Origin of the sequence: Corynebacterium sp. NML120713, assembly GCF_001875735.1 — a bacterium.
GTDB lineage: Bacteria > Actinomycetota > Actinomycetes > Mycobacteriales > Mycobacteriaceae > Corynebacterium > Corynebacterium pseudogenitalium.
This window is the reverse complement of record NZ_MLCR01000013.1, coordinates 169,288-194,161: the sequence shown is the minus strand read 5'-3', so window position 1 is coordinate 194,161 and position 24,874 is coordinate 169,288. Positions and strand designations below refer to the sequence as shown.

Annotated in this window: 24 protein-coding genes, 1 tRNA gene and 1 riboswitch; of the genes, 7 read left to right on the top strand and 18 right to left on the bottom strand. The window is 60.0% G+C overall.

The genetic code is table 11. The features are described from left to right. From BJP06_RS07270 to typA, 7 genes are read right to left on the bottom strand one after another with little or no spacing between them, the layout of a single operon-like run. Nucleotides 1-564 carry a GtrA family protein gene (locus BJP06_RS07270; protein WP_255365812.1) on the bottom strand — a complete coding sequence of 188 codons (564 nt, stop codon included), beginning with the start codon at nucleotides 562-564 and terminating at the stop codon, nucleotides 1-3. Between the two features lie 5 nt (nucleotides 565-569). After that, nucleotides 570-1,676: a succinyldiaminopimelate transaminase gene (dapC, locus tag BJP06_RS07265; RefSeq protein ID WP_071573342.1), complete on the bottom strand. Its 1,107-nt coding sequence runs from the start codon at nucleotides 1,674-1,676 to the stop codon at nucleotides 570-572. A gap of 6 nt (nucleotides 1,677-1,682) precedes the next feature. Next, nucleotides 1,683-2,009, bottom strand: coding sequence for a ferredoxin (gene fdxA / locus BJP06_RS07260; protein ID WP_071569037.1), 327 nt, complete (start codon nucleotides 2,007-2,009; stop codon nucleotides 1,683-1,685). 13 nt (nucleotides 2,010-2,022) lie between these two features. Then, a complete protein-coding gene (locus BJP06_RS07255) occupies nucleotides 2,023-2,400 on the bottom strand; it encodes a hypothetical protein (protein WP_071573341.1) in 378 nt (125 codons plus the stop codon). Continuing rightward, nucleotides 2,397-3,272 carry an N-acetyl-1-D-myo-inositol-2-amino-2-deoxy-alpha-D-glucopyranoside deacetylase gene (gene mshB / locus BJP06_RS07250; protein ID WP_071573340.1) on the bottom strand — a complete coding sequence of 292 codons (876 nt, stop codon included), beginning with the start codon at nucleotides 3,270-3,272 and terminating at the stop codon, nucleotides 2,397-2,399. Before mshB ends, BJP06_RS07255 begins: the two co-directional genes overlap by 4 nt. Then, a complete protein-coding gene (locus BJP06_RS07245) occupies nucleotides 3,256-4,935 on the bottom strand; it encodes an ABC transporter family substrate-binding protein (protein WP_071573339.1) in 1,680 nt (559 codons plus the stop codon). The genes mshB and BJP06_RS07245 overlap by 17 nt, the downstream gene beginning before the upstream one ends. Nucleotides 4,936-4,965: 30 nt before the next feature. Beyond that, nucleotides 4,966-6,882 carry a translational GTPase TypA gene (gene typA, locus BJP06_RS07240; protein WP_071573338.1) on the bottom strand — a complete coding sequence of 639 codons (1,917 nt, stop codon included), beginning with the start codon at nucleotides 6,880-6,882 and terminating at the stop codon, nucleotides 4,966-4,968. Between the two features lie 180 nt (nucleotides 6,883-7,062). Between typA and BJP06_RS07235 the strand changes: the two genes are divergently transcribed. Both BJP06_RS07235 and BJP06_RS07230 read left to right on the top strand, forming a co-directional pair. After that, on the top strand, nucleotides 7,063-7,752 hold the full coding sequence (locus BJP06_RS07235) for a hypothetical protein (protein WP_255365811.1): 690 nt from the start codon (nucleotides 7,063-7,065) through the stop codon (nucleotides 7,750-7,752). A gap of 7 nt (nucleotides 7,753-7,759) precedes the next feature. Beyond that, nucleotides 7,760-8,296 (top strand): DUF402 domain-containing protein, encoded by a 537-nt coding sequence (locus BJP06_RS07230; protein WP_071573336.1) that lies wholly within the window; start codon nucleotides 7,760-7,762, stop codon nucleotides 8,294-8,296. Here BJP06_RS07230 and BJP06_RS07225 read toward each other — a convergent pair. From BJP06_RS07225 to BJP06_RS07190, 8 genes are all read right to left on the bottom strand, one after another. Then, nucleotides 8,293-8,772, bottom strand: a complete 480-nt coding sequence (locus BJP06_RS07225; RefSeq protein ID WP_071573335.1) for a (d)CMP kinase — start codon at nucleotides 8,770-8,772, stop codon at nucleotides 8,293-8,295. The two genes, BJP06_RS07230 and BJP06_RS07225, sit on opposite strands and share 4 nt — an antisense overlap. A gap of 3 nt (nucleotides 8,773-8,775) precedes the next feature. Then, the gene (locus BJP06_RS07220; RefSeq protein WP_070362699.1) at nucleotides 8,776-9,537 is read right to left on the bottom strand and encodes an energy-coupling factor transporter transmembrane protein EcfT; all 762 of its coding nucleotides are present in this window, start codon (nucleotides 9,535-9,537) and stop codon (nucleotides 8,776-8,778) included. After that, nucleotides 9,534-10,892, bottom strand: a complete 1,359-nt coding sequence (locus BJP06_RS07215; protein WP_071573334.1) for an ABC transporter ATP-binding protein — start codon at nucleotides 10,890-10,892, stop codon at nucleotides 9,534-9,536. Before BJP06_RS07215 ends, BJP06_RS07220 begins: the two co-directional genes overlap by 4 nt. 5 nt (nucleotides 10,893-10,897) lie before the next feature. Then, nucleotides 10,898-11,497 carry an ECF transporter S component gene (locus BJP06_RS07210; RefSeq protein ID WP_071573333.1) on the bottom strand — a complete coding sequence of 200 codons (600 nt, stop codon included), beginning with the start codon at nucleotides 11,495-11,497 and terminating at the stop codon, nucleotides 10,898-10,900. Beyond that, nucleotides 11,493-11,608: riboswitch (TPP riboswitch) on the bottom strand. (Overlaps the previous gene by 5 nt.) Before the next feature lie 97 nt (nucleotides 11,609-11,705). Beyond that, nucleotides 11,706-13,385 (bottom strand): ABC transporter ATP-binding protein, encoded by a 1,680-nt coding sequence (locus BJP06_RS07205; RefSeq protein ID WP_070479428.1) that lies wholly within the window; start codon nucleotides 13,383-13,385, stop codon nucleotides 11,706-11,708. Continuing rightward, nucleotides 13,382-14,347, bottom strand: coding sequence for an ABC transporter permease (locus BJP06_RS07200; RefSeq protein WP_083290976.1), 966 nt, complete (start codon nucleotides 14,345-14,347; stop codon nucleotides 13,382-13,384). The genes BJP06_RS07205 and BJP06_RS07200 overlap by 4 nt, the downstream gene beginning before the upstream one ends. Continuing rightward, a complete protein-coding gene (locus BJP06_RS07195) occupies nucleotides 14,340-15,266 on the bottom strand; it encodes an ABC transporter permease (RefSeq protein ID WP_070362704.1) in 927 nt (308 codons plus the stop codon). Before BJP06_RS07195 ends, BJP06_RS07200 begins: the two co-directional genes overlap by 8 nt. A gap of 118 nt (nucleotides 15,267-15,384) precedes the next feature. Next, nucleotides 15,385-16,992 carry an ABC transporter substrate-binding protein gene (locus BJP06_RS07190; RefSeq protein WP_070362705.1) on the bottom strand — a complete coding sequence of 536 codons (1,608 nt, stop codon included), beginning with the start codon at nucleotides 16,990-16,992 and terminating at the stop codon, nucleotides 15,385-15,387. A gap of 268 nt (nucleotides 16,993-17,260) precedes the next feature. On the opposite strand from BJP06_RS07190, the gene BJP06_RS07185 reads away from it, so the two are divergent. From BJP06_RS07185 to BJP06_RS07170, 4 genes are read left to right on the top strand one after another with little or no spacing between them, the layout of a single operon-like run. Beyond that, entirely contained in the window at nucleotides 17,261-18,169 is a 909-nt protein-coding gene (locus BJP06_RS07185; RefSeq protein WP_070362706.1) for a DUF808 domain-containing protein, read from the top strand. 12 nt (nucleotides 18,170-18,181) lie between these two features. Continuing rightward, complete coding sequence (locus BJP06_RS07180; RefSeq protein WP_071573332.1) at nucleotides 18,182-19,069, top strand: DMT family transporter; 888 nt, start codon at nucleotides 18,182-18,184, stop codon at nucleotides 19,067-19,069. Between the two features lie 38 nt (nucleotides 19,070-19,107). Then, on the top strand, nucleotides 19,108-20,121 hold the full coding sequence (locus BJP06_RS07175; RefSeq protein WP_071573331.1) for a hypothetical protein: 1,014 nt from the start codon (nucleotides 19,108-19,110) through the stop codon (nucleotides 20,119-20,121). 49 nt (nucleotides 20,122-20,170) lie between these two features. Next, on the top strand, nucleotides 20,171-20,596 hold the full coding sequence (locus tag BJP06_RS07170) for a cupin domain-containing protein (protein ID WP_071573330.1): 426 nt from the start codon (nucleotides 20,171-20,173) through the stop codon (nucleotides 20,594-20,596). An 18-nt stretch (nucleotides 20,597-20,614) separates the two neighbouring features. Here BJP06_RS07170 and selB read toward each other — a convergent pair whose 3' ends face one another. From selB to BJP06_RS07155, 3 genes are all read right to left on the bottom strand, one after another. Next, entirely contained in the window at nucleotides 20,615-22,387 is a 1,773-nt protein-coding gene (gene selB / locus BJP06_RS07165) for a selenocysteine-specific translation elongation factor (RefSeq protein ID WP_071573329.1), read from the bottom strand. Nucleotides 22,388-22,394: 7 nt separating this feature from the next. Continuing rightward, the gene (gene selA, locus BJP06_RS07160; RefSeq protein ID WP_071573328.1) at nucleotides 22,395-23,684 is read right to left on the bottom strand and encodes an L-seryl-tRNA(Sec) selenium transferase; all 1,290 of its coding nucleotides are present in this window, start codon (nucleotides 23,682-23,684) and stop codon (nucleotides 22,395-22,397) included. Nucleotides 23,685-23,713: 29 nt separating this feature from the next. Beyond that, nucleotides 23,714-23,808, bottom strand: a tRNA-Sec gene (locus BJP06_RS07155). A gap of 24 nt (nucleotides 23,809-23,832) precedes the next feature. Here BJP06_RS07155 and selD point away from each other — a divergent pair. After that, a complete protein-coding gene (gene selD, locus BJP06_RS07150) occupies nucleotides 23,833-24,822 on the top strand; it encodes a selenide, water dikinase SelD (RefSeq protein ID WP_071573327.1) in 990 nt (329 codons plus the stop codon). Nucleotides 24,823-24,874: the final 52 nt, after the last annotated feature.

The window sequence follows — 24,874 nt, the reverse complement described above, 5'->3', positions numbered from 1 at the left end:
CTAGGAAGACGCGGACGTTTTCGGAGCTGTTTTCGGCTTCGAAAACGTCCAAATTTTATTAATGATGTAGTTCACCGGTGTCGCGATCAGCGTCGCCAGGCCCTGCGACCAGTAGGACTTCGTGCGAAGACCGGTGGAGTCGTCGAAAATACTGTCCGGCAAGCCAATTGGGGAGTTCGGGTTCATAAACAACGTCAAGAACACCAGCGAAACAACGAATGCCATCACGCCGGTGGTGAGGAACGGGAAAAACCCGCGGATCCACGAACGACGCTGGGGCCCGCGGAACGTCCACGACCGATTGAGCTGGTAGTTCCATGTATTTGCCACGAGGAACGCCACGGTAGCGAGTACGTGGTACCACCGGACATTAAAGCGAGTGCCGAAAAGGTTGAAAAAGATATCGCCTTCGTGAAGGTCAAACCCGGCGTCGATTGCCTTCTTGGCGATGTAGAACACCACCAGATTGACCACGACGCCAGATCCACCCACGATGCCGAAGCGGAGAAATTCGCGCAGGCTACGTACGACACGCGTCCCAAGACGCTCTGTTGAGGTATCCACAGGGGCTACTCCGAGAGTCGCTGCGCGGCCTCAGCGATGGCCTCGTCGGAGGCCGTGAGGGCGACTCGGACATGCTGCGAGCCGCCTGGACCGTAGAAGTCCCCCGGCGCGACCAAGATGCCACGCTGCGCGAACCAGTCGAGCGTCTGGCGGGCGTCTGCCCCGTCCCTACGGGTCCAGAGGTACAGCCCTGCCTCGGAATGGTCGACGCTACATCCGGCATCGAGCAGTGCGCGCAACAGCGTCACGCGGCGGTTGGCGTAGCGCAGCCGCTGGAGCGTTTCGTGCTGATCGTCCTGGAGCGCAGCCAGCGTTGCGGCCTGGATCGGCCCGGGCATCATCATCCCGGTGTGCTTGCGCATCAGGAGAAGCTCCTGCACGAGTGACTCGTCTCCGGCGATGAATCCGCTTCTGTATGAAGCCATGTTCGAGGTTTTCGACAGCGAGTGCATGACCAAAAGGTTGGTGTTGTCGCCGCTACTGACCGCCGGGTCGAGCAACGACACCGGGGCACGATCTTCGTCCCACGCCAGGCCCATGTAGCACTCATCGGAGACGATGATCGCCCCGGTCTCCCGCGCGAAATCGACCCACACACGCATCTCTTGTGCTGAGAGCACGCGTCCGGTTGGGTTGCTTGGGGAGTTCAAAAAGACCAGCGACGCGCCATCGACAGGAGCGTCGGAGCGCACGACCTTGCAGCCTGCAAGTACCGCGGCAACCTCGTACGTTGGGTACGCGATCTCTGGGATCACCACGGTGCCCCCACGCAGGTTGAGCATGGTCGGAAGCCACGCGATGGCTTCCTTGGTGCCGATAACTGGAAGCACCGCGTCAGCGTGCAGCCCGTGGATGTTGTATCGCCGCTGCAGGGAATCCACGATCGCTTCACGCAGGGCTGTTGACCCCTGCGTCGGCGGATACCCAGGAATTGCTGCATGCTCGGCCAGCGCAAGCTGGATAGACGGGTCGACGGGGTCTACCGGTGTTCCGATTGAAAGGTCAATAAGTCCACCGGGGTGGCTAGCAGCCTTCTGCTTGACGTCAAGGATGGTATCCCAAGGGAACTCCGGCAGTTGCTCCCCCAAGCTGGCGCGATCGTGCGTGCTCATGCAGTATTAACCGTCCTGGTTCTGCGGTGGAAGCGCCTCCACAAATGGGTGGTCGAAATCTTGAGGCCCAAGCTTGGTTGCTCCGCCTGGCGAGCCAAGCTCGTCGAAAAAGCCGGCGTTTGCGTCGTAGTACTCTGCCCATTCTTCTGGAGTGTCATCCTCGTAGAAGATAGCTTCTACTGGGCAAGCTGGCTCACATGCACCGCAGTCGACGCACTCGTCTGGGTGAATGTAGAGCATGCGCTTGCCCTCGTAGATGCAGTCGACTGGGCATTCTTCGACGCAGCTGCGGTCCATTACGTCCACGCATGGTTGAGCAATCACATAAGTCATGCGTTACAGTATGTCACTTTCGACCGAAAAGGGGCCAAACGCCCCCACTCAAGCCTGCAAAAAGCAGCACAAGCGTCAGTGGGCTCGCAGGAAGCACCATCGCCCCGCTGGCTGGGAGGACACTCAGCAGGACGAAGAAGCCCGCCACCCAAACGGTAAGCGGCACAAGCTTGACCAGCACAAGGTCAGACCACAGCGCCGCAGCCTTCGTCAACACGCTGTTAAAGAGCGCCGCGATGACTGCAGTAAACGGCACCGCGATTCCAGCGATTCGTGTGTCCAAGTTGACAGCTTCCAGCAAAAGTGAAATAAGCGCGCCGACGGAAAGCCAGATGACTCCCGCTACCTTCTCTCCACGGGGGATATCGGTTTTGTCGCGGGTGTCAGTCATCGCTCAAGGCCACTGAGTGCGTCAGCCTTATCGACGACCTCTTCGCCCCCACCGAGCTGAAAGTGCTCAAACGGCTGAATTGGCTGCACGATCAAGTTCGACAGTGCGTAGTACATAACTGGACCGTTGCCCAGCACCGAATGTGGGTTCGTCGCGCTGGTCCGGCCATCCGCAACCCAGATCTGCGTCGCATGTGCAGCCATCGCGGCAATCTTTGCACTGTACGCCTCATCGTCCAGGCACACCGATACGTCGACGCTGTCGACGCCGTCGAGCTCACCTGGCTCGGGCAGCCGCCACCCTTCAGGTGCTACCTGCGGCAGCAACGCATCCGTTTCATCCCTCCTACGCACTGCCCACAGGATGCGCGGGATATCGAACTCCTCAGCGGCCTCATGCACGATCTCGTGCGCACGAATGTGATCCGGGTGCCCATACCCGCCGTCAGGGCCGTAGGTCAGCACGAGGTGCGGACGCTCCCGGCGCAGCACCTCAAGCAAGGCATCAACCGCGCGACGCCCACTATTGACGAATGCGCGTGGGTTCTTGCTGGACTCCGACCCCGCCATACCACTATCGCGGAAACAACCAGCACCGCCAAGGAACTCACCACGAGCACCGATCGCCTCCAGCGCACCGTGCAGCTCCGCGATGCGGAACCCGCCAAGCTGGTCTCCAAAGTCGTTCGTCAGCAGCTGGTAGGGCTCGCCGATCACCTCACCTTCCTCACCGAGTGTGCACGTCACTACGAGCACGTCTGCGCCGCGGCGCGCTAGGTCGAAGAGTGTCCCCGCCATGGTGATGGACTCGTCGTCGGGGTGAGCGTGCACAGCAAGGACGCGGTAGCCCTGTAGGTCACGGGAGTTGTGCATGGTTGTTCCGGTCTCCTTCGTCTCGTTTCGGCTGCAGGCGCCACGAAGCGGCCGTCGATAAGCCTGCTTGCCAGTTATTCAAATCTGTATCCGGCCCGATGATGCCCTCCCCGAGGGCGATGATACGACGCTCGCGCGCAATCGGCATCCATAACGCCTCCTTCTCGAGTACATCGTTGACCGCCCGCGTGGCCTGCGTCAGCCCGTACGAACCTGCCAGGATTTCCTTCGCAAGCGCGACAGAATGCAGCTCGCAAAAACCGGCAAGGTTGCCCGCCCGCGGGGCGCCCGCAACGCAGTCCAAGCGGCTCGCAGCGTCGGATAAATTCTCGGGGTCGTGCTGCCACGCCACCAGGACGTCGATGGTGTTCTCTGCCAAGCCCGAGCGGATCAGCGAGCCAAAATCTGTCGCCACCACTCGCGCTGTCACCCCGCGTGCCTGCAACATGTCCGCCATCGACCTGGCCGCCGCGATCGCAGCTGGGTCCGCAAGGTCCGCGCCAATCCGAATAGCGCCATGCAACGCGACATGGGTGTACACAGCCTGAGGATCCTGTGCGCTCACACGCCCGTGCTCCGCAACCGCGACGTCAGCGGTACGGTCCAACGCGATGCTTGCCAGCAGCGGGATATCAATCAGGGAACGCAGCTCCGCGCGTACCTCCGGAGACATTCCGGAAGTAGCAGACAGCACAGCGCCAAGCACCCGTGGCGTGTCTAGTGCCCTCGACTGCACGCCCGGCACCAGGTCCAGAACGCGACGTGTGGTCTCCCCTGGCGCACGATCGACAAACGCGAGCTGACCGGTTCGCAGTTGGTCCGCGATCTGCGTCGTGCCGCGCACCGCGTGCAGCGTCAAAATATCGATCTTGGCCGGGTTCGCTGCCCAAAAGCGATCGTTACGGTTCAACGTGATCGTCCCACGTCCGCGATCCACTCCGCGCACCATGTAGCGGCCAGCCGAGACAGGAATCGTTTCGCGCAGCGCCACGCCGAAGTCCGAACCATCTGCCGCGAATACGTGCGCAGGCAGCAAATTATCAAAAAGCCCGCGCCAGTCAGCGACCGGCTCCGAAAAGTCGACGTCAACAACCTTGCCAGTCGCGCCACTGACGCGCACCGCCTCAATTGCACGGTACCCGGCCGGGTTTCGCACCCCTGGTGTGGACCGCATCCCGCGCCACAGGTACGCAAAGTCGGCTCCAGTCACTGGCGTGCCATCGGACCACTGCGCCGTGTCACGAATGATGTAACGCACCGTCATCGCCTGCGGCGAGCCAGCGACGACCGTCGCCCCATTCAGCAGCGCGGAGTTTCTGACCCCGTTATGAAACGCGCTAGGAAGCACAAGGTTCGCCACGCTTCGGACAACCGCAGATTCGTCAGCGATCAGATGCGGGTTGAGCCCGTTGCGAAGCGAATCGACGCCAACATCCACCTGCGAGCGCACTCGCGTCTTCCCCTCCGGCTCCGCAGAGGCGGTAGTAGTTGTGTCCTGCTCGTACATCTCACGCGCGGCGACATCACTTGGGTCCACCAGCGGTGGCGGCCCCGGTGATGCCGCACATGCAGAAAGCGCGGCCACGCTACAGCACGCAAGCAGCGCCACGCCGACTCGCAGTGGTCGCGAGCGGCGTGGCGCTGAAAAGTGGTGCGGATTCATCGCAGTAGATACTACCGCACCAGTACCGGACTACTTATTGCGCTGCTTTGCGCGGGAACGGGCACGGCCTCGCTCCGTGGAATCGAGGATGATCTTGCGTACACGCATTGCCTCCGGGGCGACCTCGACGCACTCGTCGTCGTCGCAGAACTCAATTGCCTCGTCGAGGGACAGCGTGCGGGCCTTCGCCAGCGTAACGGTTGCGTCAGCGGTAGCGGAGCGCATGTTCGTCAGCTTCTTCTCCTTCGTGATGTTGATATCCATATCCTCATCACGATTGTTCGCGCCAACGACCATGCCTTCGTAAGTCTCTGCGCCAGGCTCAACGAAGAAGTCACCACGGTCGGCAAGCTGTGTCAGCGCGTACGCAGTAACCTGCCCAGAGCGGTCGGCAACCAGCGAGCCGGTTGGGCGCCCCTTGATCTCGCCGGCCCAGGGGCGGTGCTCGATCGAGTAGGAGTTCGCAATGCCTGCACCACGGGTCTCGGTCAAGAACGTCGTGCGGAAACCAATCAGGCCACGAGCAGGGACGTCGAACTCCATACGAACCCAATCACCCGAGCCTGTGTTGCCCATCGCCGTCATCTGGCCCTTACGGGCCGCCATCAGCTGGGTAACAGCGCCCTGGTGCTCGGAGGGGACGTCGATAAGCATGTGGTCGTACGGCTCGTACACCTTACCGTCGATCTCCTTGGTCACTACCTGCGGCTTACCAACGGTCAGCTCAAAACCTTCACGACGCATCGTTTCAATCAGCACGGTCAGGGCCATCTCGCCGCGACCTTGCACTTCCCAGGTGTCCGGGCGCTCGGTCGGCAACACCTTGATGGAGACGTTACCGATGAGCTCCTGGTCCAGGCGCGCCTTCACCATGCGGGCGGTCAGCTTGTCACCACCGTTACGGCCTGCCATCGGCGAGGTGTTCACACCGATCGTCATCGAAATTGCGGGATCGTCAATCTTGATGCGCTCGAGCGGGTCAATGTGGTCGACGTCGCACAGCGTGTCACCAATCATGATTTCGTCGATACCCGACACTGCAGCAATGTCACCCGCGACGACGCCGTCCTTCGTCGGAACGCGGTCGAGTCCCTCGGTGACCAGTAGTTCGGCGATCTTCACGTTCTTGACGTGCTGCTCGCCCTCGGAGTCGTAGTGCACCCACGCGACCGTGTCGCCCTTCTTGACAGTGCCCTTGTACACGCGAATCAACGCGATACGACCCAGGAACGACGAGGAGTCAAGGTTCGTGACCTGCGCCTGCAGCGGTGCGTCGATCTCGGCGGAAGGCTCCGGCAGCACGTCGTAGATGACGTTGAACAGCGGAAGCAGATCATCGTTGTCCGGCAGGTTGCCATTGCCCGGGTTCTCGAGCGATGCCCGGCCCGCACGACCCGACGTGTACAGCACTGGAAGCTCAAGCAGATTTTCCGCAGCTTCAGCTGCCTCCGGGTCTTCGAGGCCGGCGCCGAGCTCCAGCAGCAGGTCCTGTGCTTCCTCGACAACCTCGTCGATGCGGGCGTCCGGGCGGTCAGTCTTGTTCACGCAGATGATGACCGGCTTCTTCGCTTCCAGCGCCTTGCCCAGCACAAAGCGCGTTTGCGGCAGTGGCCCCTCGGAGGCGTCGATAAGCAGCACAACGCCATCGACCATGGAAAGGCCACGCTCGACCTCACCACCGAAGTCAGCGTGCCCCGGCGTATCGATCACGTTAATGACAAGGTCGGTACCATCCTTGCCCTTCCCCTTGCGGCGGATAGCGGTGTTCTTGGCCAGGATGGTGATGCCACGCTCGGACTCGAGCTCGCCGGAATCCATCACGCGGTCACCGTGTTCACCGTGGTCAGAGAATACGCCGGACTGCTCCAGCATTGCGTTGACCAATGTAGTCTTGCCGTGGTCAACGTGAGCGACAATCGCTACGTTTCGAAATTCAGGATGCGACACTGAAACCGGTGCTCCTTCGCATAGGTGGAAATAACGGTTAAATGGTACTCGCAAAGCAGCAAACATGCACCTTGAAGCACGTCCCCCACTTGACCCTGTGGCAAAAGTGACTATTGTGACTAGAGTTATGGCTTTTCGACGGCCACCTCCATGTCATGCGAAGGAAAGTTAGGTCACTCCGTGCACCCCTCCCACCTCACGCGTCGCGCCGCTCGACACCTTTCTGCACTCTGCGCTGCGTGCACACTCGTCGTCGCGCCGCTGGCGAATGCGCAGCAGCCCAGCATCCCGTCGTCGCTCTCTTCTGCTGTTGATAGCCTCGGACGCCCAACCAATGACACCGCTGCCCGCATCAACCAGTTCGCCGATCAGCCTTTCGTTCCGCCACAGGTCGCCAACGCACTGCGCACGGCCGTGAACTTCTTTGCAGGTAAAGGAGAACTTGGCGGCCCACCACTGCCGAACGATGCTCCCGCCTTTACGCAGTTCTATTGGCCGACAGTGTCCAGCAACTGCATCGGACCAGGACTGCACTCCACCGCCTCCGCGCTCGTCGTACCGGGCCCCGCACCAGCACCCGCCCCCGGCGCTAAAGCTGGGGAAGCCACATTCGTCTTTACTGCTCTTGGCACCCCACCCGCCGCAGAACGCCAAGGCCTCATGAACGCGTACTGGATCAACCTCAACACCGGCAAAACCGGTGTAACGCCACTCGCAAACAATCAGATAAACCCAACAGGACCAACCACCCTGTCCGCGACCGCTAAAACAGGAGCTGGAAAAGTCCTTGCAGTGATAGACGGTGCCGCACGCACCAAGAACAATGTCTGTCACTTCGCTCCGACAGCAGCACAGTTCAACGTAAGGTAAGCGCCCTATGACCGTCGACCTTCATCCAGTGAAGCAGGAAACCTTCGACACTTCGTCGAAAATCAACACCGACCCCAAGGGGTTCCTGCGCCAGGTGGATGTCTTCACGACGACCAACTTCGGCCTCTACATGGCCCGAGGCGCAAACCACCCACGGTTTGGATACTTGGAAAGCTGGCTGCTTCCATCGCTTGGTCTCCGCGCAAACATCTTCCACTTCCGCCAAGGCATCGATGTACAACAAGATTTCTACTTCGACGTCGCAGATATCACCGAAACAGATGGCGTCTGGCAGACGCGCGACCTCTACGTCGACCTAGTGTCCCTGACCGGACGTCCGATCGAAGTCCTTGACATCGACGAGCTTGCCGCGGCGACGTCCGCAGGGCTTATCACTGCAGAAGAAGCTGAACGCGCCATGGAAGTGACCCTCAACGCCGTCGAGGGAATTACCCGCCACGGCGACGACGCGATGCGGTGGCTCTCCAGCCTCGGCATCGACCTCACTTGGGCAGAGCGCGTCACGCTCACCCCGGCTGACTAACGCCGCTCAATAGTCACGTCGAAGTAAACGGCACCTCGCCTAGCTCTGTGCTCCTGCTCCTGGGCCGCCCACATATCCCAAAACGGCGCATACCCTGGGTCACGCTGCAACGCCCGCGAACGACGCAGCGACTCTGCCGCCTCTACCCACAGCGTGTTCACACAGCCACGCGCCCGCGCCGCCGCGATCGACGCCTCGGTCACTGCACCAACGCCCTCAATAATAAGGTCGCCTTCTGGGTCAAGGCTGACCCACTCCCCGCGGCGTTGACGCTCCCAGTCCCAACGCCAGTATCCCGGCTCATTGAGCGAAAGTACATCCCGCTCCACAATTCTGGATCCTTCTTCAAGCCCGCTCCAGCCAGGATAAAACTCATCGCAATGCACCACTCGAACGCTGAGCGCAGCACCAATTTGTTCAGCCAATGTGGTTTTGCCGGCGCCGGAGGGGCCGTCGATAAGCAGTGTGTAAGCCATGAGCTACGAGACGCTCCACACTGGCCGGAAGTACCCAGTGGCAACTGAAAGCCCCAGCGCGACGCACGCGACAGCGATGCATACAACCATGACAACCCAATCGCGCCTGGTAAGCCGCGACTCTCGAGCCCACGTACGCTTTTGCGGGCCGCCGAATGCGCGAGCCTCCATCGCGGTAGCAAGCTTGCCTGCCCTGCGCAGAGACATCACCAGCAAGCCGAAAGCCAACGAAAACCAATACTTCACGCGTCCCGTATCCGCGATACCTCGGGCACGACGCGCCATCCGCATCGCCTCAACATCCTCACGAAGTAGCGTCAACATACGAAACGCAGCGACTGATCCCAGGACAAAGCGCTCTGGCAGCTTCAACACCTGGGACAGCCCATCGCCAAGATCCGTTGGATCCACGTGCGCAGACAACACAATGACGGGCAGCGCAATGGCAAACACGCGAAGCACCATTGATAATGCGAGCGAAATGGACAGCTCCGTCACATGGATGAGACCCCACTCAAGGTAGGTTTCCCCACCTGACTGGCCGTATAGCGCCATCGGGATACCCGCGAGCGGGGCAACAACAAGAATTGGTAACGCGCGTTTGAAAAACGTCCTAAATGACAGCCCGCACAGCGGCACGACTGCCAGCGTAAACGCAATGGCGACAACTGCAGAAACCCAATCGATCGTCACCATAAGCGGTGTAGTCAGCAACGCCAATCCCAGAATCCGTGTTACCGGATTCACCCCATTGAGCACGTTCATTCCCGCACCCCGCCTTCCGCATTCGTCTCGTTGCGCAGCTCCTCCATATGGTCGCCCAACGAACTGACGAAGGCCTCATCGTGAGTAATTGAGATGATGGTTTTCCCCTCGTCGGCCAACTCGCGGATCAATGAAACTATCTCTACAAAGGTTTTGTCATCCTGCCCAAAGGTCGGCTCATCAAGAATGAGGAGCTCAGGGGCATTCACTAGCGCAGTCGCTACCGAAAGCCTGCGCTTCTCTCCTCCTGAAAGTGTAAAGGGATTTGCTGCTACTACGTGTTCAAGCTTCAGTCGTTGCAACAGCTCATCGACGCGGTGTGCCGACGCACCCGACAACGCAACTTCATCGCGCACATTCGCGGTCACGAACTGATGCTCCGGTTCCTGGAACACATAACCAATCCGTTGGGCCAAGTCCTTCGACTTCCAGCGGTGCGACGGTGTAGTCAGCCCGCTTCGAATCCGCGGCGAGTACTCCAAAGTGCCACTGAGTGGCGCGACGAGCCCAGCGAGCGCTTGCACTAGCGTCGTCTTTCCAACACCGTTCTTGCCTGTAATCACGGTAGAAAAGCCCTCTGGTACCGCGATGTTGCGGGGTGAACCGAATGCAACCCGGAGATTCTCAGTACGCAGCGCGCTTACCGCGCTGGCAGGGACCTTCAACGCTGGCGGCAACTGCGGTGGCATTGGGAGCTGATCCGGGCCGCTGCGCTGTAGCCCATCCGCGGTGAGGTGATAGAACGTGTCCACGAAGCCTACCCAGTGTGCAGGTCGGTGCTCCACCACAATCAAGGTCGCCCCTGTGCGGCGACACACGGCATCGACTGCCCGCACAACATCGTCGCGCCCTTCCGGGTCAAGGTTTGCCGTCGGCTCATCCAGCAGAATGATGTCAGCGCCCATGGCCAATACTCCCGCCAATGTGAGTCGCTGCTTCTGCCCACCAGAAAGGTGCGCGGTGTTGTGGTCCAACGGCACATCCAGGCCCACTGCATCCAGCGCAGCGCGCACACGGGGCCAGATTTCCTCTGGCGGAATCCCCATATTCTCGGCACCAAACGCAACGTCGTCGCCAACGCGAGTCAAAATCGTTTGTGCCTCTGGGTCCTGCATCACCATGCCAACCGTGCCGTTGACACTCACGGAGCCAAGAACTTGGCCTTCCTCACCATCTGCCGCCAACCCAGCTAAAACGGCAAGCAGCGTTGACTTGCCAGCGCCAGAGTCTCCCGTGAGCAGCACGCGCTCCCCACGAGAGACGGTCAAGTCCACCCCGGTAAACGCAGGCTTCGGGCGAGTCGCGTGTTTATAGCCCAGGCCCTGTGCCTGGATGACCTGGTCCCCCGTAGCCACCGAGGCTACACCTCCTGTTGGAACCGCTCGCGTCCTGCACCGAAGCGGTCAAGCGCACCAGTCTTAGCCAGAGCATCAACCAAGAGTTTTGCAACAATACCAGCAAGCAACGCGCCCGATACCAGCATGCAGCTGAGGTAAATCACGTTGAACGCCAGGCCCATCGCGAAGTTGGCGGACAGGAACAGCTCAAGCACGAACGCGCCCACTGCGCTGCCCATACCGGCAAGCACCGCCACAGTCGTCGAAAACTTCTTGTAGGCGAAGATCAGGAACACGATCTCTGCACCGAGACCCTGTGCCAATCCTGAATACAGCGTCTCGATCCCCCACTGGCTTCCGATGACCGCGGACACAGACGCCGCCAGCACTTCCACGAACACCGCAGCGCCAGGCTTGCGAATTACCAACCCACCAAGCGTGCCACCGAGGAACCAGATACCGGTGAACAGGCCACTAAGCCCCGGGGTGAGCGCATCAAAGGCCTTAAATCCTGCGTACCCGACGCTGTTCCACATCCAAAAAATGAGCCCGCATGCCACCCCCAAAACGGCTGCAGTAACAATATCAATGACACGCCACGAATGGCTTCCACGCGTATTCATACGCTTACATTCCTTCCTAAACGCCGGCATTACCCGGATCAGGTTCAACGGTTCGCTTGTGCATCTCAGCCTTCGCTTTTCTCTCCAACGAAGACACCCGTGTATGAAGTTGTGACAATACTGTACATTCCCTAAACGCTACGCCACAATCGCAGTATTCATCGCTGCGATTGTGGCGTAGCACACGTAACAAATCAGCAGGTGGGACCTACTCTCCTACTCCCAATTCAATGTTGAGACCAGGCACCGAATTAATCAGGTTCTGTGTATACGGATCCTGAGGGTTATCGAAGATGTCATCGGCCCGGCCCTGCTCCACTGCCTTACCCTGCCGCATCACCACGATGTCATCAGCAGTCTGGCGAACCACCGCTAGGTCGTGAGTGATGAACAGATATGAAAGGCGCATCTCCTCCTGCAGCTGAGTCAGCAACTGGAGAATCTGGTTTTGAACGAGCACGTCCAACGCCGAAACAGCCTCGTCGAGGACAATCACTTCCGGACCCAATGCCATCGCGCGTGCAATTGCGATGCGCTGGCGCTGGCCACCGGATAGCTCATTCGGGTATCGGCGCATCGCCGATCGCGGCATCTGCACCAAATCAAGCAACTCGGCGACTCGCGCCTCGCGCTCCTTTCGGTTACCGACCTTGTGCAGCGTCAACGGTTCCTCAATGCAGCGGTAAATGGAATACATCGGGTCCAGCGAACCATATGGATTCTGGAACACCACCTGCATTTTGCGGCGCATTTCAAACAACTCGCGCCCTTTAAGCTTCGCGATATCTTGTCCTTCAAACAAGACACGGCCACTCGTTGGCTCCAAGAGGCGAAGCGCCATGTTCGCCACCGTGGACTTACCGGAGCCGGACTCACCGACGAGCGCAAGCGTTGTGCCACGGCGAACATCGAACGTGACGTCGTCTACAGCACGAAGCACCTTCTGCTTGCCCTTCTGCCCGCGGACGTCGAACTCTTTCACCAAGTTCTGCACGCTCAGCACCACTTCTTCGGAGTCGTGGTGTCCCGAGGCGAGCTCCTCGCTGGACTCAATGCCCTGAGCTTTCGCGCTCTGGATACGAGCGGATGCCAAGGAAGGTGCGGCAGTAACGAGGCGCTTCGTGTACGGGTGCTGCGGGTTGCGCAGAATCTGCAGGCTCGGGCCTTTTTCAACGATGCGTCCGCGGTGCATGACTAGCAGGTGATCTGCGCGCTCGGCGGCCAGTCCCAAGTCGTGCGTGATGAACAGCAGCGCTGTGCCGAGTTCCTCCGTCAGCGTCTCCAGGTGGTCGAGAATCTTCTTCTGCACCGTCACATCCAACGCGGATGTTGGCTCGTCGGCAATCAACAACTCTGGGCGTGCCGCGAGACCGATAGCGATGAGCGCACGCTGTCGCATACCACCCGAAAACTCGTGCGGGTACTGTTTGGCGCGGCGTTCGGCCTCTGGAAGTCCCGCTTCCTCGAGCAGTTGGACGACGCGTGCGTGACGTTCAGAGCCCTCCACAACATGGTTTGCGCGGAGGGACTCCTCTACCTGTGTGCCAATCCTCCACACTGGATTGAGGTTGCTCATCGGGTCCTGTGGCACCAGACCAATCTTGTTACCCCGAACCTTCTGCCACCCCTTCTCATCAAGCTCGGTGAGCTCTTCACCGTTGAGCTTGATGGAACCATTGGTGACCTTGCCTGTTCCGGGCAACAATCCCAGGATGGACATCGCTGCAGTGGACTTTCCCGACCCGGACTCGCCCACGATAGCGATCGACTGGCCTGGATACACCGTCAGGTCGAAGTCACGCACCGCTTCGACAACACCGGTAGTTGACTCGAATGTAACTTTCAGGTCCGCTATCTCGAGTAGCGGTTGATCTTGTAACTCGCTCATCGTTTCCTCGATTTAGGGTCAAGGGCGTCGCGTACGGCGTCACCCATCATGATGAAGCTCAGCACTGTCAGTGCCAAAGCAATTGCAGGGTAGAACAGCACCATGGGCTGGGTCCTCAGGGATGCCTGTGCGGCAGAAATATCGCCGCCCCACGACACGACTGTCGTCGGCAAACCGATGCCGAGGAACGACAGCGTTGCCTCTGCGACGATGAACGTACCCAGCGCGACGGTAGCGTACACAATGATCGGTGCTGCCGCGTTGGGCAAGATATGCGAGAAGATAATCCGCACGTCACTCGCACCCAATGCGCGGGCGGCAGTCACAAACTCGTCGTTTTTCACACCCATCACCGCGCCGCGCGCGATTCTCGCGATCTGCGTCCAACCGAACATAGAGAGCGCGAACACCACCATCCAGATGGAGCGCTGGTTCTGGAACATGGACATCACCACGATCGCTGCCAGCACGAGTGGTACAGCGAAGAAGATATCCGTCAGGCGAGACAGCAAGGTGTCCCAGATACCGCCGTAGAAACCGGCGATCGCGCCGATCAGTGAACCTAGGACCGTCACGACGATCGTAGTAAGCACACCGACTGTGACCGATGCCCGCGCACCATAAATTGTGCGAGCGTAAATGTCACAGCCTTGACGGTCAAAGCCAAACGGGTGACCGGACTCCGGCGCGCCAAGTGAGCGCGACAACATGCACTCACGCGGGTCCACGCTAGTAAACAGGCCCGGCACCAAGGCAAGCAGAATGGCGAACAAAATCAGGAGTGCGGATACCCAAAACAGAGGACGGCGTCGCAACGCGCGCCAGGCCTCGCCCCACTGGCTTGTAGGAGCGGACTCGTCCTGGACTGCGTCAACAGCACCGAGTCCGGTTTCGTCCGTTTCCGCGATGAAATACTCCTGCCCAGCGCGGGCAGCTGCTGTGAGATCTTGAGAGTTATGCATAGCGGATCCTTGGGTCAAGTACTGCGTAGAGCAGGTCAACTATCAGGTTGGCAACGATGTAGATGATCACCAGCACGGTGGTAAAGGACACGACTGTCGCGGGCTCACCTTTAATGATGGCCTGGTAAATCGTGCCACCGACACCGTTGATGCCGAAGATGCCTTCTGTCACAATCGCACCGCCCATGAGCGCACCGAGGTCAGCACCCAAGAACGTCACCACTGGAATGAGGGAGTTTCGCAGCACGTGGCGGGACATCACTGTGCCCTTAGACAGACCCTTAGCACGTGCGGTGCGCACATAGTCCGCGCGGAGGTTATCGCTGATGGATTGTCTGGTCAACCGAATCACGTACGCGCACGATAAGGCGCCCAGCACGACGGCCGGCATCAACAAGGCAATGAAAGACTCATTCCTGCCCACTGTCACGGGGAGCAAGCCCCACCGCACGCCCACGAGGTACTGCAGCACGAAGCCGATGACAAAGGACGGCACTGCGATTACAAACAGGGACACAACCAGCACGGTCGAATCAAAAATTCCACCGCGGCGGATTCCTGCGAAGAATCCGAAGAGAATGCCGAAGAACGCCTCAAACGCGAGCGCCATCAGGCCGAGCTTGATGGTCACCGGAAACGCATTTGCCATCACAGAGGCGACGGGCTGGCCAGAGAATGTCTTTCCGAAGTCGCCAACCATAATGCCCTTCAGATAGAGCAGGTACTGGACGATGAAAGGTTTATCGAGGTTGTATTCGGCTTCAATGCGCGCTCTCGCGGCCTCGGTCAAGCCACGATCGCCGCCGAGGGCCTGGACAGGATCACCGGGCATGAGGAACACCAGCGCATAGAGCAGCAGCGTGGCCCCAAAGAACACGGGAATCATCTGAAGGAGCCGTCGCCCGATATATCGCAACATGGTTGCAGGCTCTCCTTAATTCTTCGTTTTGAACATGAGCTTATGGACGCACCCAAACCCAACACCCCGCATGCTTGTACGCAGGCGGGGTGGGATGGGTCAGAGCGTAGGGGTTTTGTTACTTCTTGGTGATTTGCGTGTACACCGGAACGGACTTCCAGTTGAACGCGACGTTCTCAACGTTCTCCGAGGAGCCACCGTTGACGTTCGCGTACCACAGCGGAACTGCCGGCAAGTCCTTCAGGAGCTGCTCCTGCACCTTGTTGTAGATAGGTGTAGCGGCTTCGACGTCGCCCGCAGCAGCGGCTTCCTTCAGCAGGTTGTCCACCTCAGGGTTAGCGTAGTCACCGTCGTTGGAACCACCATTGGAGGCGTACAGCGGGCTCAGGAAGTTACCCAGCGATGGGTAGTCTGCCTGCCAGCCGGTACGGAATGCGCCCTTGATGGTCCTATTCGTGACGTCATCACGCAGGGACTTGAAGTCTGGGTATGCGTTGCCAACTGCATCGATGCCAAGGGTGTTGCGGATGGAGTTTGCAACTGCATCGACCCATGCCTGGTGGCCGCCATCAGCGTTGTAGGACAAGGAGAACTCGCCGGTGAATGGTTTGATCTTGTCTGCTTCAGCCCACAGGCGCTTTGCTTCCTCTGGGTTGTACTCGAGTACCTCTGCCCCGTTGAGCGAATCAGAGTGGCCAGGGATGACTGGCGAGGTGAAGTCGGTCGCCGGGGTGCGGGTGCCCTGGAAGATCGTCTTCGTGATTTCATCACGGTCGATCGCCATCGAGATAGCTTGACGACGCAGCTGTCCTTCCTCACCGTTGAAGTGCTCCAGGTTCTCCGGAATGGTGAAGGACTGGAAGATTGCCGAAGGCTGGTTTACTGCGCGGTCACCCAATTCCGTTTCGTAGCTTGCGAATGCGGAATCTGGAATAGCGTCGAGAACGTCCAGGTTGCCCGCGAGCAGGTCAGCATATGCAGCATCCTGCTGTGCGTAGAAGACGAAAGTCACGCCATCGTTCTGCGGCTTCTTGTCGCCAGCGTACTCCTCATTCGGAACGATGGTTGCGTCCTGGTTGTGGTTCCACTCCGCCAGCTTGTATGGGCCGTTGGAGATCGGGTTCTCACCGTAGGCGTCGATGTCTTCGAACGCCGAAGGGTGCATTGGGAAGAACGCGGAGTAGCCAAGGCGGGTTGGGAAATCCGCCTCAGGCTGGCTCAGCTCGATGGTAAAGGTCTTATCGTCGATGACGTTGAGGCCCTCAAGGGTTGGCACGCCTTCTGGGTCGTAGCCCTTGATGGATTCAAAGAAGCTCTCGCCGAGCAGCGAATTCGCAACGATGTAGTTCCATGCGTCAACAAAGTCGTTCGCCGTAACTGGAGTTCCGTCCTGCCACTTCACGCCGTCTTTCAGCGTGACTTTGTAGAGGGTGTCGCCCTCAAGGTCGATGGACTCTGCAAGGTCGTTGTGGATCTTGCCCTCGGTGTCGTAGTAGACGAGGCCCGAGAAGATCTCATCAATAATGCGTCCGCCACCAGTCTCGTTCGTGTTGCCCGGAATCAGTGGGTTCTGTGGCTCGGTGCCGTATGCCAGTACATAGTTGTCGCCGCCGGTCGACTCAGTCTGACCGCTCGCAGCCTCATCGTTGCCGGATCCACCACACGCAGCCAATCCGAGTGTGAGGGTTCCTACCGCCAAGATCGCTGCAGCTTTTACTGTCCGCACAGCGCCTCCTTCAGATTGTTGTTAGCTAGCTTCAATTACCTTCATTCAAGTGGACTACATCACACCCGATGAGATGCATTCTATTCCACCACATAAGATTGCGACAATGGTAAATAATTCAGGTTTCTGACATGGTTCTACACTTTTGGGGGTGCTTACTGACAGCCTTTTCACAGTTCCTTCGCCCTTGAGCGCACAAAGGTATCTAGAGAGCGCCGTGTAGACTTTCGGTCGCCCACCGCAACGATTCCTAGGAAGGGAAATACACATGGCCGGAGGTCTCCTCGCCCTCTTTGACGACGTCGCCCTCATCGCCAGAACCGCAGCTTCTTCTGCAGACGATGTGGCTTCCCTCACGGCGAAAACGTCTGCCAAAGCCGCAGGTGTCGTCATCGACGACGCCGCCGTCACGCCCCAATACGTTTCCGGCGTCACCCCGGCGCGCGAACTTCCAATGATCTGGAAGATCACGAAAGGTTCGCTACGGAACAAGTTGCTCATCATTTTGCCGATCGCGTTGGCGCTCAACGCGTTTGCGCCGTGGGCAATGGTGCCAATTTTGATGATTGGTGGCACATATTTATGTTTCGAGGGCGCCGAGAAGATCGTGCACAAATTGACCAGTGATGTTGAGGCTGACGAAGATGCGGCCGTACACCGTACTGCTCAGGACGAAGATGCACTCGTGAAAAGCGCAATTCGAACAGACCTCATCTTGAGCGCGGAGATCATGATCATCTCCCTTGACGAGGTGGCGGATCAATCCATTTGGATGGAAGCTGCCGTGCTCATTGCGGTGGGCATTTTCATCACCCTTGCGGTCTACGGCGCTGTGGCGCTGTTAGTCAAGATCGATGACATCGGCCGAGCGATGATCCAACGCGATCGCGCAGCGGGGCTGGGGCGCGCGATGGTGAAGTCAATGCCCGTTGTGCTTTCGGCGATCGGTGTGATCGGCACCGTTGCGATGCTGTGGGTTGGCGGGCACCTCATCCTTCGTGGCCTCGACGAGGTCTTTGGACTGCATGTGATTCATGAGGTGATCGAACGCGCTGTGAACACCGTGCATAACGGTGTCCTTGGTTGGTTCGTGGAGACTGGGATTTCTCTGACCGCGGGCCTGGTAGTTGGCCTGATCGTGGTCGGTGTGGTGTCCGCGATTCGGCGCGTCCGGTAAGGGGGAGGTTCCATGGCAGCGCGCTCGACCCGTACGTTGGTTCGCCCCATTGGCCTTATCTTCGTTGGGTCCCTGGGCAATCAGGTCTCCGCGTTGCTAGCTGCTTCCCTGTTCGTCGTCGCTAGTACCGTCAGCATTTCAACACTGCGCTTCTTGCTGGGCGCCGTTATTCTTCTCGTACTTTTTCGGCCGAACCCTGGTGAGATGTCGAAAGAGCAGTGGAAGCAGGCATTCATCTTCGGCGCGTCGATCGCGCTGATGAATCAGTTTTTGTACGCAGCTATCGCACGTATCCCCCTGGGTGCTGCAATCACTATCGATTTCTTGGGCCCGTGCTGCGTGACATTTTTTGGTATTCGGCAATGGTGGATTCGGCTGTGGGCGCTGGTTGCTCTCGCCGGGGTTGCATTGATTGCTGGGCCTTCGTCGGGGCTCAATCCCCTGGGAGTGGTGTTCGCGTTGTGCGGCGCCGCGTTCTGCGCGCTCTACACAATCTTCGCGGAAAAGGTGGGCAAGTCCTCGGGTGGAATGGGAGAGCTTGCAATCGCAATCACGATCGCAGCTCTGCTTACGTTGCCTTTTTCAATTCATGATGCAGTCAGGCTCGATGCGCATAGCTGGATGCTCCTGACGTTGGCGGGCTTCGTTGGCGTCGTCATCCCCTATATGGCGGACACGCTGGCTGCACGGTTTACATCGGCGCAGATTGTCGGCACGTTGTTCGCGATGGAGCCGGTGCTGGGCACGGTTCTCGGCGTGGTGTTTCGTGGTGACGTGCTCACTCCCCATCTGGTGTTAGGTATCTTGTGTGTCACGGTCGCGGGTGTTGTAATCGCATGGTTTGGCGCTGCTCCCCCACCGCCTGTTGAACAGGCCCCGCGGCGCTGGCCGCAGCAATGAGGTTGTGACTTTTTGGATGCAGATAGGAGTATGACGCTGTGGAACTCTCTCTCCCCGTGTACCCGCTTGCGCCATCGACGTGGGGCGCCGGCGAGGAGGTGACTGTCGTTGACGTCGTGCAGTCGCCTTTGTTTGCTGAATTCGGCGGCACGCGCCACACGTCATACGTGCCGGTAGTGCTCGAGCCAAACGCGGTCGAGGAGAGCTGGCGGGTGCGCAGGCTCGGCCATGGCATTGTCGGAGAAATTTCTCAGTTCGATAGGGCCCGCTATGTCGACCTGGAGCGGATCCACAAGTCTCAGCTCCTGCCGGTGACTTTAGCTGCGGTCAAGTTCGACGCCGAGCAAGGCAAATTCGCTGTTGATGTAATTCTGCCGCCGCCCCAGCTGGCGGTACCGCGCAACAACGCAGGTCTGCATAGCCTGGTACTGCCAAGTGGTGACATGGCTATCATCGATACGGAACGGGGCGAGTTCAGCGCAGAGCAGCTCGCAAGTCTCGCGCCGGGCCAGTGGTTTGTTGGACTACAAACCGCGGGTGACGCCGACGTCGTAGTGACGTTGGGTGAGCGCGTGCTCGGCTGCGTCTCGGCAGCTGACCTTGACGATGTTCGTGCCATGCTTCTCGACGCCCCTTCGCCCGACAACGGATGTGTAGTCGCCCGCGCATTTTTCTTGGATGGCATGGCGGCCCTCGACATTGCTGATTATTCAGACGCAGCAGACCCGATGTGGCTGCACGTGCCTGACCTCACGCACTCTAGCCCGGACGGTGGGAAACAATTTGAAACGGTTCAGTTCCCCGACGGCTCGTGGGCTGTCACCGTTGATCGTTCCCGTGCCGCAGTTCCTACCCGGCCGCGAACGAACACTCAGGGTGCTGAGCCTGCACCGCTGGTGGACATCGACGTCGTGGAGGACGAAGAGGCGTCGATACTTGCTGAGACAGCTACTGCTGAGCCCCCTAGCAGCGACGACGGCGATTACCTGACCGAGGTTCAAAAAGCACGGCGGCGCCGCAGCCAAGACGCAGGCCGGCACCGCAAGCCCTAAAGCGCGCTATGCTGTGGAGTGAAACCGAACCTATTTGCGAGGAGGAATCATGTCCAAGATTTTGCGCACTGACCACGGGCCGAACCCAGTTACGTTCGACATTGAGCAGGCAACGCTTGATAACGATGCATTTCGTGACACTCTGTGGACCGGAAAGCACCTTCAGCTGACGGTCATGAGCATCCCAGCAGGTGGCGAGATTGGCGCAGAGATTCACGACGATCACGACCAGTTCATTCGCGTCGAATCCGGCAAGCTGCGCGCGATGATCGGCCCATCCGAAGACAATCTGACTGTTGACAAGGTCATCGGCGACGATGACGCAGCGTTCGTTCCTGCTGGCCAGTGGCACAACTTCGTGAACGAGTCCGACGCCCCGGCGAAGGTGTACTCAATCTACGCCGCTCCAGAGCATAAGCCTGGCACTGTCCACGAGACGAAGGCCGACGCGGACGCAGACGAGCACGAACACTAGAACAGCCGAACGAGGCTGCTACGTCAGTACTCGAACACCCGCCTCTATCTGGCGGGTGATTCCGCGTGCGTCTAGAAGCTCGAGCAGCGGGATGGCAACGCGGCGGGTCGTTTCGAGCGCCTGGCGCGCGTCCGTCGTGCGGAAAGGCTGAGGCAAGTCCCGCAGCCTCGCGGTTGCAAGCGTGATCGCATCTGCGGCAACGACTACGCCGCCACCGAGTCGTAGAATCCTTCCGGCCCGCTCCGCTGCCGCAAGCTCTTTCGCCCCCAGGCCGAGCCGTTCGAGATCGCGCGCCTCGGGCGCCTTAAATGGATGGGCAAGAAGCTGCGCCTCGAGTTTCTGGACCCCTGGCTCTGCCTCCCCGAGATCGACCTCGGAGGTGTTGCAGACGTACCCGTCGCGAGTGTTGAGTTTCGCAGCGGCGACAGCAAGCGGCAACAGCTTCGCGTCTGGCAGATGCAGAGCTTCCACGGCCGCGCCAGTAGCTAACCCAGCCGACAGTGGATGCGCCGCAAGGTGTGCTTGCAATGCCTGCAGCAACGTGTCTTTCCACTCCATTACCTGCTGCGCGCGAATCCAGTACCCGGCAAACGCCACGGTACCTTGCGGGGGCTTATCGCCGACCTCAAATCCAAGGCTTGCCAACAGTTCTGGCCGCACGGCCACCCGTCTGGCGATCTCCACGTTGATATCCGGCAGCTCCTCAAGCTGCGCCGAGCGCCTCCGCCCGTCGCCGCGCCGGGGAAGGGCGGGCGGGTCGACGTCGATAGCCTCTACCCCGCCGAGAATTTGCTGCGCACCGGAGCCTCGCAGCACCAACCGGTCCCCGATGCTCAGCACCAGGTCGTGCTCGAGGATGAGCCTGGCGTGCTTTGCACCGAACGGTCGCACTTTCGCGCTGACTCCTGCAGTACCGACGTGCACCACAACCTCCTGCGGCACGTCGTTCAGTGCAGCCCCGTGGGTATGGCGCACATCCACCACAGAGGTCGTGTGCCACTTCTCTGGCGTGCACAGCGCCGCGCTACGCGAAACTTCGTCGACGCTCACTCCGCGAAGGTTGAGCGCGACGCGCATCGTCGGCTTGGCTTCTTCAACTGCGGTGTCCTCCGACTGGATACCACGCACGGTGACTTCGCGTTGACCTGCAGCGGTCTGTAGCGTCAGCGTCTGCCCAGGTTGAATTGTTCCGTTGGTGAGCGTCCCCGTAACAACGGTGCCGGCGCCTTTGATGTGAAACGCCCTGTCGACCCACATCCGGATTCGCCCGGCGGGGTCCGCCGTCGGCTGTTGCCGCAGCATCGTCACAAGCGCGCTCCTGAGTTCTTCAACCCCCTCGCCCGTCTTGGCAGAAACTTCGACAACAGGCCAACGCTCCATACTGGTACCAGCGACATTCCGGCGAGTTTCTTCAGCCACAGCTTGTCGACGCCCAGCATCCGCCTTATCCACCCGTGTCATCGCGATAACACCGTGCTGGACGCCGAACGCGTCGATAGCGTCCCGGTGATCCAATGTTTGCTGCATCCAGCCCTCGTCCGCAGCGACGACAAACAAGACATCCGTGACTGGCCCAACACCCGCGAGCATGTTCGCGATGAAGCGCTCGTGCCCAGGGACGTCCACGAACGCGATGTCTTCGCCATCGACGTTGGTCCACACGAACCCGAGGTCGATCGTGAGCCCCCGGTCTTTCTCTTCATCCCAGCGGTCCGGCTCCATTCCGGTAAGCGCTTTGACCAGGGTGGACTTTCCATGGTCGACGTGGCCAGCTGTCGCAACTACAAACACGTAACACTCAGTCCTTTCCTTGGGCCGCTCGAATCGCGGCTGCGATCTCGTGGTCGCGCTCGGGTGGCACGCAGCGCAAGTCAATCAACAACTCATTCTCGTGGACACGTCCGAGCACAACCGGGGTACCTGCCCGTAGCGGGGCTGCCAACGACTGATCAAGCGCAACAGCCCAACCGGGCAGTGGGAAGCCCGGCGCGCCGCCTCCTCCAACGCGGCCGTCGTGCGGAACCACACTGCCTCCAACCTCCGCTGCAATCGCTACTGCGCGGGCTTTGAGCTGGTCGGAGTTTGCGTGTAGGTAGTCGTGGACTGGTGTGCTGGCGATGTTCAGGCTTGCCTCCAGCGCCGCGAGGCGCAGCTTGTCGATGCGCACTGCGCGCGCCAGCGGGTGCCGCTTCAGCTTCGCAATGGCGTTCTTCGTTCCGACCATAACGCCTGCCTGCGGCCCACCAAGTAGTTTGTCGCCGGAAAACAGCACCACGTCCGCGCCATCGCCCAAAGCTGTGGTGGCATCTGGCTCGTCCGGCAGCAGCGGATCAGGGTGAAGCAGGCCCGAGCCGATGTCAGCGATCAGGGCGCAGCCGCGGGGCCGGACAAGCTCGCGAAGCTGCGCGATAGTGGTCTCCGCGGTAAACCCGTGCACCCTGTAGTTCGAGGGATGCACCTTCAGCACCGCTCCCGCGTTGTCGAGCGCCCGCTCATAGTCGAAAGGATGCGTACGGTTTGTCGCGCCGACTTCAACCAAAGACACTCGCGCGCTCTCAATGAGCTCAGGCAGGCGGAACCCCGCCCCAATCTCGATAAGTTCGCCGCGAGAGATAACGACGTCACGCCCCTCGGCGAACGTAGCCACGGCAAGGAGTAACGCTGCTGCGCCATTATTTACTACCAGCGCGTCCTCCGCCGCTGGACATGCAGCCAGGATTGCATCCGTGGCCGCCCTGCCTCTATCGCGGGATCGAACGCCTGCTGCGAGGTCCATCTCTACATCCACATATTGCGCAGCATCCACCATCGCGTCTATTGCCTGCGGGGCAAGCGGTGCTCTGCCGATGTTGGTGTGCACAACCACGCCTGTTGCGTTGAGGACTGGCGTCAGGGACCCGGGGTGGCGTCGACAAGCGTGGAGAAACTCCGGGGTGACCTCTTCAGGGGTGATCTCGCCGTCGCGGGCGCGCTGCTGCAACTTCCCTGCGAGCGCCTTAAGCGCGTGTGGCGCCAACGCGGTGTGCTCCTGCGCTGCAAGCGCAAGCAGTGCGTCTGTGCGAGGGATTCGACGGCGAGGATCATTCATGTGCTTCCCCTTACAACAACACAACGTTTTGGCGGAGACGGACAGGAATCGAACCTGCCAGGCCGAGATGCTCGACCTCACCAGTTTTGAAGACTGGGGTGGCCACCAGGACACGTACGCCTCCGAAAAGCAACGCTACCATGTGGGTATGACTGCTGATAATTCTAAGATTCGTTTGACCCAGTACGCATCCGGTGGCGGGTGTGCGTGCAAGATTCCACCCGGTGAGCTCGAAGAAGCCGTCCAGGGACTGGTTGGATTCGCTGACCCGAACGTGATCGTTGGCCTCGACGACGGCGACGACGCCTCCGCGATTCACGTCCGCGACGACCTCGCCGTCATCTCCACAGCCGACTTCTTCACCCCGGTCTGCGATGACGCCTACACCTGGGGCAAGATCGCGGCCGTCAACGCGCTCTCAGACGTCTACGCGATGGGCGGCACCCCAATCACCGCCATCAACCTGCTCGCCTGGCCACGGGATGTCCTCCCCTCAGAGCTCATCCGCGACGTACTGCACGGTGGCATGGACGCCGCCACCGCAGCCGGCATCAGCGTGACCGGCGGGCACTCGATCACCGCACCCGAGCCGATCTACGGCATGGCTGCCACCGGCATCGTGGACCCGGCCAAGCTCATGCGCAACGACGCCGCAGAGGCCGGCCTGCCCATCACCTTGACCAAGCCGATCGGCTCTGGCCTACTGAACAACCGCCACAAGGCAACCGGCGATGTCTTCCCGCAGGCCATCGAAGTAATGACCACGCTGAACAAGGAAGCCTCCGAAAAGGCAGTCGCCGCCGGTGTGAAAGCCGCTACCGACGTCACTGGTTTCGGCCTCCTCGGCCACTTGTTCAAGATGGCACGCGCTTCCGGGATCGACGCCGTCATCGACCACACGAAGGTCCCATTTATCGACGGCGCCCGTGAAACGCTCGAGGCCGGCTACATCCCTGGCGGCTCGAAGCGCAACCTTGACTGGGTACGCCCCAACGTCGACTCCGATCTGGACGGCGACGAGTTGCTGCTCCTTGCGGACGCCCAGACTTCCGGCGGGCTGCTCGTCATCGGCGAGATCCCCGGCTACCCCGTCATCGGCGAAACTGTCGCAGGCACCGGCCGCGTTCAGGTGAAGTAGCCGAAATACCAAACTAGAAATACAACACTGCCCCTCCAACACGGTGTGTGAG